This window comes from Citrobacter sp. Ce104, assembly GCF_030334595.1.
GTDB classification, from domain to species: Bacteria; Pseudomonadota; Gammaproteobacteria; order Enterobacterales; family Enterobacteriaceae; genus Citrobacter; species Citrobacter europaeus.
The window spans coordinates 600,262-613,818 of sequence record NZ_JAOWDP010000064.1 but is presented as its reverse complement, the minus strand read 5'-3'; the positions used below and the strand labels follow the sequence as shown (position 1 = coordinate 613,818).

Below are 13,557 nucleotides of genomic sequence, written 5' to 3'. Positions count from 1 at the left end.
TCCTCTCTTTTCTTCATTTTCCTCCGTTAACCGTTTCAGCGTCGGGCGTCTTCCTTGAGCCAATTGCGTGATGGTGGTATCGTTTAGCGCTTTTTAAAAAATATCGACAACCTTTAAGGGGATTTTCGTAATGCGTATCATTCTGCTTGGCGCTCCGGGCGCGGGTAAAGGAACTCAGGCTCAGTTCATCATGGAGAAGTATGGTATTCCGCAAATCTCCACCGGTGATATGCTGCGTGCCGCCGTGAAATCTGGCTCCGAGCTGGGCAAACAAGCGAAAGACATCATGGACGCCGGTAAGCTGGTGACTGATGAGCTGGTGATCGCGCTGGTAAAAGAGCGTATTGCTCAGGAAGACTGCCGTAATGGTTTCCTGCTTGATGGCTTCCCGCGTACTATTCCGCAGGCTGACGCCATGAAAGAAGCAGGCATCAACGTGGACTACGTTCTGGAGTTTGACGTACCTGACGAGCTGATCGTTGACCGTATCGTGGGGCGTCGCGTACACGCTGCTTCTGGCCGCGTTTACCACATCAAATTCAACCCGCCTAAGGTTGAAGGTAAAGACGACGTGACCGGCGAAGAGCTGACCACCCGTAAAGACGATCAGGAAGAGACCGTACGTAAGCGCCTGGTGGAATACCATCAGATGACCGCTCCGCTGATCGGCTATTACTCTAAAGAAGCGCAGGCGGGTAACACCAAATACGCGAAAGTTGACGGCACCCAGGCCGTGGCTGACGTGCGCGCAGCGCTGGAAAAAATCCTCGGTTAATTTTTTAACGCGGTTAATGCCGGATGGTGGTGTAAACACCACCATCCGGCAAATTCTCGTCTTACCTCTCACAGCAATTAGTTCTTCTTTATCGCTTTTCCGCTACAATTATCAACAATTTGAATCGATAAGAGGCGGTAATGCGTCAGACGAAAACCGGTATCCTGCTGGCAAACCTCGGTACTCCCGATGCCCCAACCCCCGAAGCCGTTAAGCGCTATCTGCGCCAGTTTTTAAGCGATCAACGCGTAGTCGATACGTCACCTGCGCTGTGGTGGCCACTGTTGCGCGGCGTTATTTTGCCGCTACGTGCCCCGCGAGTGGCAAAACTGTACCAGTCAATCTGGATGGAAGACGGTTCCCCGCTGATGGTCTACAGCAAGGCGCAACAGCAGGCGCTGGCACAACGTTTGCCAAATACGCCTGTCGCGCTGGGGATGAGTTATGGTTCGCCGTCGCTCGAAAGCGCGGTTGATGAGCTGCTGGCAAGCGGGGTAGAACACATAGTGGTGTTACCTCTGTACCCGCAATATTCCTGTTCGACGGTAGCGGCGGTCTGGGATGAACTGGCGCGCATCTTAGCGCGTAAACGCGGTATTCCTGGCGTCTCGTTTATTCGTGATTACGCCGATGACAGCAGCTACATTGATGCGCTGGCCAAGAGCGCCCGGGATTCATTTGCTCAGCATGGCGAACCTGATTTACTGCTGCTCTCCTACCACGGCATTCCGCAGCGCTACGCCGATGAAGGCGATGACTACCCGCAGCGCTGTCGCGATACGACGCGTGAGCTGGTTTCAGCGCTTGGTCTGCCGCCGGAAAAAGTCATGATGACCTTCCAGTCTCGCTTTGGCCGCGAACCATGGCTGACGCCGTATACCGACGAAACGTTAAAAATGCTGGCGGAGAAAGGGACCCGACATATCCAGGTTATGTGTCCGGGCTTTGCGGCCGATTGCCTCGAAACGCTGGAAGAGATAGCGGTACAAAATCGGGAGATTTTCCTCGAGGCTGGCGGTAAGCAATATGAGTATATCCCGGCGCTGAACGCCACGCCGGAACATATCGAAATGATGGTCAATCTGACTGCAGCTTACCGTTAAAGCTGTGCCCTGAAGTAACGCGCGCCCTCCCGCAACGCATCGTCGGCGGTTTTCATCATCCGCGAATAGTGCAGGAAGGCGTGCAGCGTGCCGGGGTACATTTTGTACTGGCAGGGCTGCTGATGCGTCTGTAGCGTCTGGAATAATAAGCGGCTATCGTCAATCAGCGGATCAAACTCCGCGCCGGCAATAAAACACGGCGGCACATCGCGCGTCAGATCGTTATTAAACAGGCAATAATACGGTGACTCGCGATCGTCGGTGCTACGCAGGTACGCGTTTTCGTACATCTGCAAGTCCTCGCGGGTTAAACCATCCCACGCTCCGCCCATCAGCCGTCTGCTCAGTGATTCCTGCAGGCCGTAAAGCCCATACCACAACAGCACCCCAGCCACCTTGCCGCAGACAATGTGTTTATCCCGCAGCCACAGTGCGCTGGCCAGCGCCAGCATGGCCCCGGCGGAATCACCGGCAAAACCAATATGATTCACATTAAGGGAATAGTCGCCAGCGTGCTGATGAAAATACTGGCAAAGGGCGACAATCTCTTCGATGGCTTGCGGGAAACGAGCTTCCGGCGACAGCGAATAGTCGATACCAATTACCGTGCACTGCGTATAGTGCGCCAGTAAGCGCATAATGCGATCGTGGGTATCCAGATTACCGAGAATAAAACCGCCGCCGTGCAGGTAATATAGCGTCGCCTGGCTATGGGGCTGCGGAGCGTAAATGCGTGTGGCAACGGGGCCGCACGCGGTAGAAATAACGCATTCACGGGTATTCATCTGTGGCGCATCGGCATTCCACAGCTGTCGTTCATGAATATAGTGTTGGCGCTGGGCCACGATGTCATCGGCAGCGGGCCACGGCGGCAAATCGTCGCGATGAAAATTCACCACGCTTTTCATTTCATCCGAAATTTTGTCGAGTACGGGGATCTTGTTTTCCGGCTTCATAAAACGCTCCTTGTGAAGGTGAGTTATTGTAGAAATTAATCCCGTTTAAACTGCGATCTCACCGTCCGATATTGAAACTCAGTGCCGCATCGCATGCGCAGCAGGGAATGTGCTACCATGCATCGCTCAGTTAACCACCCGTAAAATCGACCATGAAATTTCCCGGTAAACGCAAATCCAAACACTATTTTCCCGTCAGCGCGCGCGATCCGTTGCTGCAACAAATTCAGCCAGAAAATGAAACCAGCGCAGCCTGGGTGGTGGGTATTGACCAGACGCTGGTGGATATTGAAGCCAAAGTGGATGATGGCTTTGTAAAACGTTATGGATTAAGCGCCGGGCATTCTCTGGTGATTGCCGATGATGTCGCAGAAGCGCTCTATCAGGAGCTGGTGCGTGAAAATTTGATCACCCATCAGTTTGCGGGCGGTACTATCGGTAACACGATGCACAACTACTCCGTGCTGGCGGATGACCGCTCGGTGCTGCTGGGCGTGATGTGCAGCAATATCGAGATTGGCAGCTATGCGTACCGCTATTTATGCAATACCTCCAGCCGTACCGATCTGAACTATCTGCAAGGCGTTAATGGACCGATTGGCCGCTGCTTTACGCTGATTGGCGAGTCAGGTGAGCGTACCTTCGCGATCAGCCCAGGGCATATGAATAAGCTACGGGCAGATAGCATCCCTGAATCGGTGATTGCCGGAGCGTCCGCGCTGGTGCTGACGTCCTATCTGGTGCGCTGCGAGCCGGGCGAGCCGATGCCGGAAGCGACCATGAAGGCAATTGAATATGCTAAAAAACACAATGTTCCGGTGGTACTGACGCTGGGCACCAAGTTCGTCATTGCCGATAACCCGCAGTGGTGGCAGGCGTTCCTCAAAGAGCATGTCTCTATTCTGGCGATGAATGAAGAAGAGGCCGAAGCGCTGACAGGCGAGAACGATCCGCTGCTGGCGTCCGACAAAGCGCTGGATTGGGTGGACCTGGTGCTGTGCACCGCGGGTCCGGCGGGTCTGTATATGGCGGGCTTTACGGAAGAAGAAGTTAAACGTAAAACCCAGCATCCGCTGCTGCCTGGGGCTATTGCCGAATTTAACCAGTACGAATTCAGCCGCGCCATGCGCCATAAAGACTGTATCAATCCGCTGCGCGTGTATTCGCACATTGCGCCGTATATGGGCGGGCCTGAAAAGATAATGAATACCAACGGCGCGGGTGACGGCGCGCTGGCGGCATTGTTGCATGATATCACCGCCAACAGCTATCACCGCAGTAACGTGCCTAACTCCAGCAAGCACAAGTTCACCTGGCTGACCTATTCGTCGCTAGCCCAGGTGTGTAAATATGCTAATCGCGTGAGTTATCAGGTGCTGAACCAGCATTCACCGCGCCTGACGCGCGGTTTGCCGGAACGTGAAGACAGTCTTGAGGAGTCTTACTGGGACCGTTAAATCAGGCACAGGCCGGATAAGCGACAGCGCTATCCGGCACGTACATTAACTGGCGGTAGCAACTTCACCGGCAGGCGGCGTTTCAATTAGCTCCAGCATGGTACGGGCGATTTCACGCTCACCCATGACGACCTGATTGGCGCCGCGTTCGGTAATATATTCCACCTCATCGTCATAATGCGCGCGGGCGATAATCTCAATCGACGGGCATTTCTCACGTGCAGAGGCGACAATTTCACCCGCTTCATAACCATTGGGAATGGTCAGCAACAGCCAGCGTGCGCAATCCAGATGCGCCAGATTCATAATCTCTTCGTTGGCGGCATTTCCCAGCACTGCGCGGATCCCGCGCTCGCGCAGTTCATCTACCCGGGTACGCGAGGTTTCGATAACCACCAGCGGGATCCCCGCAGCCATCAATTTCTCACCCAGCAGGCTACCGACACGACCAAAGCCAACCAGCAGGGCGTGATTACAGATATCCACCGGAATTTGCTTCTCTTCTTCGATGGCCTCTTCCAGCGTCTGCTCTTCCAGCGTTTCTGTTTTGGCGAGGTATTTTTCTAACACCGCGAACAGCACCGGGTTAAGCATGATGGACAGGATTGCCCCGGCCAGCACCAGATTCTGTCCGGCCTGCGGCAGCAGGTTTAACGCCATTCCCAGACCCGCCAGGATAAAGGCAAATTCACCAATCTGCGCCAGGCTGGTGGCAATGGTGAGCGCCGTACGTTGGGAGTGTCCAAACAGGCGCACCAGGAAATAGGCAGCAAGGGATTTACCAAAGATAATAATCGCCAGCGTGCCCAGCACCGCCAGCGGCTGCTGGATCAGGACTAACGGATCGAACAGCATCCCGACGGAAACGAAGAACAGTACGGCGAACGCATCGCGCAGCGGCAGGGTGTCATGCGCCGCACGGTGACTCAGTTCCGATTCATTCAGCACCATACCGGCGAAGAACGCGCCCAGCGCAAAGGAGACGTCGAACAACTCTACAGCGCCAAAGGCGATACCTAATGCGAGGGCGAGGACTGACAGGGTAAACAGTTCACGTGAACCGGTAGCGGCGCTGCGGGCCATAATCCATGGCACCAGGCGACGACCCACCAGCATCATAATCGCGATAAACGCCACCACCTTACCGATGGTTATGCCCATATCGACGGCCAGCGAGGCGAAGCCGACATCTTCTTTTTCCAGCATTCCGGCGACGGCTGGCAGGAGAACCAGCGTCAGTACCATCATCAGGTCTTCGACAATCAGCCAGCCGATGGCGATTTGCCCGCGCTGGCTGTCAATGAGCTGTCTTTCTTCAAGGGCACGCAGTAGCACCACGGTACTGGCGGTTGATAGACACAGACCAAACACGATCCCTACCATTAACGACCAGCCCATCACCGCTGAAAGCGCCATACCCAGCAGCGTTGCCACCGCTATCTGAGCAATCGCGCCGGGAATGGCGATAGCCTTTACCGCCATCAAATCTTTCAACGAAAAGTGCAACCCCACGCCGAACATCAGCAGGATTACGCCAAGCTCGGCCAGTTCAGGGGCTAACTTGGTATCCGCAACAAAACCAGGTGTAAATGGACCGGCCAGAACGCCCGCTAACAGATATCCCACCAGAGGAGAAATACGTAGTTTATTGGCAATCATGCCTAATATAAAAGCGAGCACAAGGCCGCCGACAATGGTGGTGATAAGCGGGGTGGCGTGATGCATTCCGTCTCCTTTGGTTGCTGTGATGATCCTGAAAACTCAAATTACGAGTAATAGTTTATGACAATTTTGATGTTTATGTTTATGAATAATTATTGAATTTTGAAGAAAACGGGATTTTAGGCGTAAAAAAGCACGGATCGGAAAAGTAAGGTGATATCTGAGAGGTAAAGGCTGATGGCAACTGTAAGTGATGACGGCCAAAATTTACTTTTGGCCGTCAGAAAATCAGGCTTTGTGTCGGTTATCAGGTAAGAATATGGTCAGTATCCCCAGAAGAGGCAGGAAAGCACATATTTTGTAGACCAAATCGATACTGGTATGGTCGGCTACCAGCCCTAACACCGCGGCTCCCAAGCCACCCATGCCGAAGGCAAAACCGAAAAATAGCCCAGAAACCATGCCGATACGCCCAGGAAGCAGCTCTTGTGCGTAGACCAGAATGGCAGAAAACGCCGATGCGAGGATAAAACCAATGATCACGGTTAAAATCCCGGTCCATTCCAGCGTTGCGTAGGGCAAAACGAGGGTAAATGGCGCTACACCGAGGATAGAGCCCCAAATAACATATTTTCTGCCAATTTTATCGCCTAATGGTCCACCAATCACCGTCCCGGCCGCGACGGCAAACAGGAAGGCAAACAGGTGAAACTGGGCATTTTGTACCGATAATCCGAATTTTTGCATCAGATAAAAGGTGTAATAGCTGCTGATGCTCGCCATATAGAAGTATTTGGAGAAAATCAGTACCAGCAGGATGCTTACCGCCAGCACCACTTTATTGCGCGGTAACGGATTTACGATGGCGACTTTCGGTTTTCCTTTACTCATCCGATGCTGCGCAGCGTACCAACGGCTGATTTGCGCCAGGACGACAATCGCTAACAACGCAGCCAGAACAAACCAGGCCACATTACCCTTACCATATGGCGCGATGATGACAGCCGCCAGCAAGGGACCCAGAGAGCTACCGAAGTTGCCGCCAACCTGGAAAATTGACTGGGCCAGGCCGTGACGACCGCCGGAGGCCATTCGCGCCACGCGGGATGATTCCGGGTGAAACACCGAAGAGCCGGTGCCAACCAGCGCTGCGGCGAGCAACACCATATGGAAGCTGCCGGCCATGGCCAGCAAAACAAGCCCGCTCAGCGTGAAGCACATCCCAATGGGCAGCGACCACGGCATCGGGTATTTGTCCGTCCAGTAACCCACGACAGGTTGCAGCAGCGAGGAAGCAAGCTGGAAGGTCAGGGTAATCATACCTATCTGCATAAACGTCAGTGAGAACTCTGACTGCAACAGCGGATAAATCGCCAGGATCAGCGACTGGATCATATCGTTTAGCAGATGGGAGAGACTGATCGCGCCTAAAATGCCAAATGAGGTGCGTGCTTTAGCAACCGACGCTGACGCGCCAGCCACAGGCTGGGTTTGTTCACTTATTGCCATAGAAAGTCACTTCTGTTTGGGTTGCGATTATGAGGGTAATCTATTTTGTTATTATTACCTGACTAACATACCTGCGGAAGGTGTTTGAAGGAAGTCTCATTTCTGAAAACATTTTCGACTATTATTTCATATCATTGTAATTTCAGTCGTTGATTTTGGCTCAGGGAGAGAAATATGAAGTTTTTGAAACGGGGCGTGGCGCTGGCGTTATTAGCCGCATTTACGCTGGCAGGTCAGCCTGCGCAAGCGTACGAAAAAGATAAAACCTACAAAATTACCATTCTGCATACCAACGATCATCACGGTCACTTCTGGCGCAGTGAATACGGGGAATATGGACTGGCGGCGCAAAAAACGCTGGTGGACGGTATTCGTAAAGAGGTGGCTGAGGAGGGGGGAAGTGTACTGCTGCTTTCCGGTGGCGACATTAATACCGGCGTACCGGAGTCCGATTTGCAGGATGCGGAACCTGATTTTCGCGGGATGAATCTGATTGGCTACGACGCGATGGCGGTCGGAAACCACGAGTTTGATAATCCCATGACCGTCTTGCGTCAGCAGGAAAAGTGGTCCAAATTCCCGTTTCTCTCGGCCAATATCTATCAGAAAAGCACCGGCGAGCGTTTGTTTAAGCCGTGGGCCATCTTTAAGCGCCAGGATTTAAAAATAGCCGTACTCGGTTTAACCACTGACGATACGGCGAAAATTGGCAACCCCGAATTCTTTACCGATATTGAGTTCCGTAAACCTGCCGATGAAGCCAAACTGGTAATCCAGGAACTGAATATGGGGGAAAAGCCAGACATCATTATCGCGACCACCCATATGGGGCATTATGACAATGGCAATCACGGATCGAATGCCCCTGGCGATGTCGAAATGGCGCGCAGCCTGCCGGCGGGATCGCTGGCGATGATTGTCGGTGGTCACTCGCAGGATCCGGTGTGTATGGCTGCGGAAAACAAGAAGCAGGTTGATTACGTACCGGGTACGCCATGTGCGCCAGACAAGCAAAATGGGATCTGGATTGTGCAGGCGCATGAGTGGGGGAAATACGTGGGCCGGGCGGACTTTGAGTTCCGTAACGGCGAAATGAAAATGGTTAATTACCAGCTCATCCCTGTCAACCTGAAGAAAAAAGTGACCTGGGACAACGGTAAAAGTGAACGCGTACTCTACACCCCAGAAATAGCTGAAAATCAGCAAATGCTTTCGCTGCTGACGCCGTTCCAGAATAAGGGTAAAGCGCAGCTCGACGTGAAAATCGGTAGCGTCAATGCGCGCCTTGAAGGCGATCGGAGCAAAGTCCGTTTCGTGCAGACCAACATGGGGCATTTGCTGCTGGCTGCGCAAATGGCGCGAACCAGCGCTGATTTTGGCGTGATGAGCGGCGGCGGCATCCGTGATTCCATCGAAGGCGGTGATATCACCTATAAAAGCGTGCTGAAGGTACAGCCGTTTGGCAATATCGTGGTATACGCCGACATGAGCGGGAAAGAGGTGATTGACTATCTGACCGCCGTGGCGCAAATGAAGCCGGACTCCGGGGCCTATCCGCAGTTCGCCAACGTCAGCTTTGTGGCGAAAGACGGCAAGCTTAACGATTTGAAAATCAAAGGCGAACCCGTTGACCCAGCCAAAACCTATCGCATGGCAACGCTAAGCTTCAACGCGACCGGCGGCGATGGCTATCCGCGAATTGACAATAAGCCAGGCTATGTGAATACCGGGTTTATTGATGCGGAAGTGTTGAAAGAGTACGTGCAGAAGAACTCACCGCTGGATGCCAGCGCGTATGAGCCGAAGGGCGAAGTTACCTGGCAGTAACAGGGCGAAGTGCCGGATGGCGGTACTGGCACCTTATCCGGCCTGCTGACTGTAAGAGTCTTCGGTTGTAGGCCTTAAAGCTGCTCGCCATCAGGCATTCATTCTACAACCGCTTAATCACGGCGTGCGATGTCGGCGAATTTCGCATCCAGAATTTTCGCCAGATCGCCCGCTGCCAGTTCGATATCCAGCCCGCGTTTGCCACCGGAAATATAAATGGTGTCAAACGTTTGGGCGGGAGCATCGATCAGCGTCGGCAATCTTTTTTTCTGCCCCAGCGGGCTGATGCCGCCGACCAGATAGCCGGTGGTTCGCTGCGCAACCATTGGATCGGCCATATCGACTTTTTTGGCGCCTAATGCTTTGGCGACTTTTTTTAGATCTAATTGACCTGCCACCGGCGTAACGGCCACCGCCAGGTGCTTCATATCGCCATTCACGGCAACCAGCAGCGTTTTGTAAACCTGGTCCGCATTCAGACCTAGCTTGCGCACCACTTCGTCACCAAAGTTCGTCTCGGACGGATCGTGATCGTAGGTGTGGATCTGGAAAGAAATTTTGTTTTTTTCGAGTAATTTAACGGCGGGTGTCATAGCAATTTTCCTGGACCAGACAAAATACGACTCAAGCATACGCCTGATGTCTGTCTAAAAAATAGTACCATCTTGCGCAATAGTATTGGCAGGATGATGACTTTGAGCGACAATCGAACTACACCGACGCTTTAAGCGTTGGGATCATAATAATGATGAAATTCCTCTTTGACGGGCCAATAGAAATATTGGCCATTTTTTTTACCGTAACATCTCCGGCAAATTTCCTTCCCCATACAAATGCAGCGCGCCTACGGCCACGACATAGTGACCGGCGGGCATCGCTCTGAGTCGATCGCGCCAGGCTGCGTTACGCTGATGCATTAAAACGTCATACAGCGACTGGCTAAACGTATTGGGTAGCGTGAGTTCGCTATTGCGCGGCGGCGTTTTAAGCCACCAGCCCATCATCTGTTGGAGCAGTCTGGCATTGGTATGCCAGTGTGTCAGGGTATCGTCCAGTAGAGCCAGGCCGTTATCGGGCAGCTGGCATAACAGCTCGATTTGGCTGGATGCGCCTTCCAGTTCGATGACCGGTTTATGTGCCTGTTTTGCCGCATTCAGCAGTTGGTAATCAATCCCGTATTCCGCCCGCAGCCCCAGCTGTTGCGCCTGCGTTGCCTGTAATACCATGGCGATTTGCCACAACGGCTGGGTAGACAGCAGGGAAGGGGAAATCCCCAGTTCGCTGGTGATCTTGTGTAGATTGTCTAACTGCTCCGGGCTGATGCGCTCTTCAAGGGCGGCAAAGGTCGGAAGGTTGGCAAACGGCGCGTCGTCGCCGGAAACATCGGCTTCAACGATCAGCGCATCGGCACGCTTGAGCTTTTTGAGTAATTTGGCAGGCAGAGGCGCCATTTCGCGGCTGCCCATGTGAATGCTGCCTATCAGATGAAAATGGCGGTTGCCGGGCAAGGATATATCGATGGCAGGCCAGGTATAGGGGTTGCCGCGTAGCGCGGTGAAAAATGTTTTTACCCGGTACAACAGATCCATACGGCCTCCCTAAGTAGACTTCCATGCTAGCGCGTGGTCCAGGAAGGTGCAATGCGTGAATCGCCGGATGGCGATGCGAAATCCTCTTATCCGGCCTACAAAGTGCAGATAACATTGTAGGTCGGATAAGCGTGAGCGCCATACGGCAATGGGTTACTCTTTCGGTTTGAAGCGCAGCAGTCGGTTAGCGTTGCTCACCACGGTAATGGAGGAGAGCGCCATCGCCGCCCCGGCAACGACCGGGTTGAGCAGCGTTCCGGTGAACGGCCACAGGATCCCAGCGGCAACCGGAATACCGATGCTGTTATAGATAAACGCGCCGAGCAGATTCTGCTTCATATTACGCAGCGTTGCCCGGGAGATAGACAGCGCATCCGCCACGCCCATCAGACTATGGCGCATTAGCGTAATCGCGGCGGTTTCAATCGCCACATCGCTACCGCCACCCATGGCAATCCCTACATCAGCCTGAGCCAGCGCAGGCGCATCGTTGATCCCGTCACCCACCATGGCAACCTGACGCCCCTGGCTTTGCAGACGCTTAATCGCCTCGGCTTTACCGTCCGGCAGGACGCCCGCAATCACCTCATCAATACCCGCCTCTTTGGCAATGGCGTTGGCGGTCGTTGGATTGTCGCCGGTGAGCATCACCAGACGATACCCGGCGCGATGCAGACGCTGGAGCGCTGCCACGCTGTCGCTACGTAATGGATCACGTACCGCTAACAGAGCCGCCGCGTGACCATCAATCGCCAACAGGACCGGGGTTGAACCCTGGGAAGCCTGAGCGGTAATTTCAGCTTCCATTTCAGTGGTATCTACCTGCTGTTCATTGAGCAACGCCTGGTTGCCCAGCAGCAACGTATGACCTTCCGTCTCACCGCTGACGCCTAACCCACGCAGCGTACGGAAACCGTTGACCTGCGGCAGCGAGATATCACCGGCTCTGTCCAGAATCGCCCTGGCCAGCGGGTGGCTGGAACCCTGTTCAAGGGCTGCAGCCAGACGAATTGCCAGCGCTTCATCGGTGTTGCCAAACGTTTTGATGGCGACAACCTGCGGCTTGCCTTCCGTCAGCGTCCCGGTCTTATCAAACACGATGGTATCCAGCGTGCTGGCGCGCTGCAGCGCATCAGCATCACGTACCAGCACCCCAAACTCCGCGGCACGCCCAACGCCGGAAATAATCGACATCGGCGTTGCCAGACCTAGCGCACAAGGACAGGCAATAATCAGAACGGTGGTGGCAATCACCAGCGTATAAACAATCTGCGGAGCCGGCCCAAAGAAATACCAGATAGCCGCACTGACCAGCGCAATGGCGACCACGACCGGAACGAACACCGAGGAGATGCGGTCGGCCAGTTTACCTATTTCCGGTTTGCTGCTTTGCGCCTGGCGCACCATACGAATAATGCGTGACAGCGTGGTGTGGCTGCCAACGGCGCTGGCGCGGAACAGCACGCTGCCGTCCTGTACGACCGTACCGGCGTGGACGCTATCGCCTTCGCCTTTTTGTTGCGGAATTGGCTCACCGGTCAGCATGGCTTCATCCAGCCAGGCTTCGCCCTGAGTGATTTCGCCATCAACCGGAACGCGATCGCCGGTGGTCAGGCGCAGCAACATTCCCGCCTGAACATCTGCCAGCGGCACGTTCTTTTCACCTTCGTCGGTAACAACACGCGCGGTCGGCGGCGTCAGATCGAGCAATTTTTCCAGTGCTTTGGACGAGCGCTGGCGAGCCCGCGCTTCCAGCATGTGCCCGAGGTTAATCAGACCGATAATCATCGCACTGGCTTCATAATAGAGGTGTCGCGCTTCCATCGGAAACCATTGCGGCCAGAGGTTGACGCTCATGGAATAGAGCCATGCCACCCCCGTACCCAGCGCCACCAGCGTATCCATGGTCGCGGTGCCGTTCATCAGGCTTTTCCACGCATTGCGGTAAAAGTGACCGCCCGCGAAAACCATCACGGCAAGCGTTGCCAGACCAATCGCCAGCCACAGGCTGCGGTTGTCGTCACTCACCATCATGTTATCGCCAATCATTCCCCATACCATGACCGGAATACCCAGCAGCAGCGCGACGGCCGCCTGCCAGCGAAAACGTTTCATGGTTGCCACGGCGGTTTCTTGCTGACGTTCGCGACGCTTAGCATCATCTTCAATGGCTTCTGCGCCGTAACCTGCTTTCTCCACCGCTTTCACTAATTGGTCGGCGGACGCACTGCCCATTACCAGCGCAGTACGTTCCGCCAGATTTACCCGTGCCTGTGTGACACCCGGTACGTTTTGCAGAGCATCTTGTACGCGGATGACACAGCTGGCGCAGCTCATGCCGTTTAACAGCAACTGCTGGCTGTCATCATCAGCCGTAGCTGCCGGAAGCTCGGAAGGGACCGCTGCCAGTGCTTCCGACGGGATTGATGACTCCGTCAGCGGTTTAGCCTTTGGGTGGCTTAACTCCGCGCCGTAACCGGCTTGTTTGATAGTTTCAATCAGCGCTTCTGCACTGGCGCTCCCGGTGATGTGCGCTTCAGTCACGGTGACATCCGCTTGTTCAACATCCGGACGTTGTTCCAGACTTTCTTTGACGCGTTTAACGCAGTGACCGCAGGACAGTCCGTCCAGGGTCAGGTCGATGGTTTGAGACATAACACACTCCTTTATTACGGGATT

Annotated in this window: 10 protein-coding genes; 4 read left to right on the top strand and 6 right to left on the bottom strand. The window is 54.2% G+C overall.

Annotated elements, in window-relative coordinates; genetic code table 11:
* The first annotated feature begins 130 nt into the window (after positions 1–130).
* Both adk and hemH read left to right on the top strand, forming a co-directional pair.
* Positions 131–775 (top strand): adenylate kinase, encoded by a 645-nt coding sequence (gene adk / locus OGW16_RS13530; RefSeq protein WP_003021773.1) that lies wholly within the window; start codon positions 131–133, stop codon positions 773–775.
* Positions 776–915: 140 nt separating this feature from the next.
* Positions 916–1,878, top strand: a complete 963-nt coding sequence (gene hemH / locus OGW16_RS13525; protein WP_172862786.1) for a ferrochelatase — start codon at positions 916–918, stop codon at positions 1,876–1,878.
* Here the strand turns inward: hemH and aes are convergent.
* Positions 1,875–2,834, bottom strand: a complete 960-nt coding sequence (gene aes / locus OGW16_RS13520; RefSeq protein WP_286518519.1) for an acetyl esterase — start codon at positions 2,832–2,834, stop codon at positions 1,875–1,877. The two genes, hemH and aes, sit on opposite strands and share 4 nt — an antisense overlap.
* A gap of 152 nt (positions 2,835–2,986) precedes the next feature.
* Between aes and gsk the strand changes: the two genes are divergently transcribed.
* On the top strand, positions 2,987–4,291 hold the full coding sequence (gene gsk / locus OGW16_RS13515; RefSeq protein WP_043015427.1) for an inosine/guanosine kinase: 1,305 nt from the start codon (positions 2,987–2,989) through the stop codon (positions 4,289–4,291).
* A gap of 45 nt (positions 4,292–4,336) precedes the next feature.
* Here gsk and ybaL read toward each other — a convergent pair whose 3' ends face one another.
* Together ybaL and fsr are read right to left on the bottom strand one after the other, a co-directional pair.
* The gene (gene ybaL, locus OGW16_RS13510) at positions 4,337–6,016 is read right to left on the bottom strand and encodes a YbaL family putative K(+) efflux transporter (protein WP_043015428.1); all 1,680 of its coding nucleotides are present in this window, start codon (positions 6,014–6,016) and stop codon (positions 4,337–4,339) included.
* 225 nt (positions 6,017–6,241) lie between these two features.
* The gene (fsr, locus tag OGW16_RS13505; RefSeq protein WP_043015429.1) at positions 6,242–7,462 is read right to left on the bottom strand and encodes a fosmidomycin MFS transporter; all 1,221 of its coding nucleotides are present in this window, start codon (positions 7,460–7,462) and stop codon (positions 6,242–6,244) included.
* Positions 7,463–7,636: 174 nt separating this feature from the next.
* On the opposite strand from fsr, the gene ushA reads away from it, so the two are divergent.
* Entirely contained in the window at positions 7,637–9,289 is a 1,653-nt protein-coding gene (gene ushA / locus OGW16_RS13500; protein WP_043015430.1) for a bifunctional UDP-sugar hydrolase/5'-nucleotidase UshA, read from the top strand.
* Positions 9,290–9,402: 113 nt separating this feature from the next.
* Here ushA and ybaK read toward each other — a convergent pair whose 3' ends face one another.
* From ybaK to copA, 3 genes are all read right to left on the bottom strand, one after another.
* A complete protein-coding gene (ybaK, locus tag OGW16_RS13495; RefSeq protein ID WP_043015431.1) occupies positions 9,403–9,882 on the bottom strand; it encodes a Cys-tRNA(Pro)/Cys-tRNA(Cys) deacylase YbaK in 480 nt (159 codons plus the stop codon).
* A gap of 201 nt (positions 9,883–10,083) precedes the next feature.
* Entirely contained in the window at positions 10,084–10,878 is a 795-nt protein-coding gene (locus OGW16_RS13490) for a TraB/GumN family protein (RefSeq protein ID WP_043015432.1), read from the bottom strand.
* A gap of 153 nt (positions 10,879–11,031) precedes the next feature.
* Entirely contained in the window at positions 11,032–13,533 is a 2,502-nt protein-coding gene (gene copA / locus OGW16_RS13485; protein ID WP_075145055.1) for a copper-exporting P-type ATPase CopA, read from the bottom strand.
* Positions 13,534–13,557 lie beyond the last annotated feature (24 nt).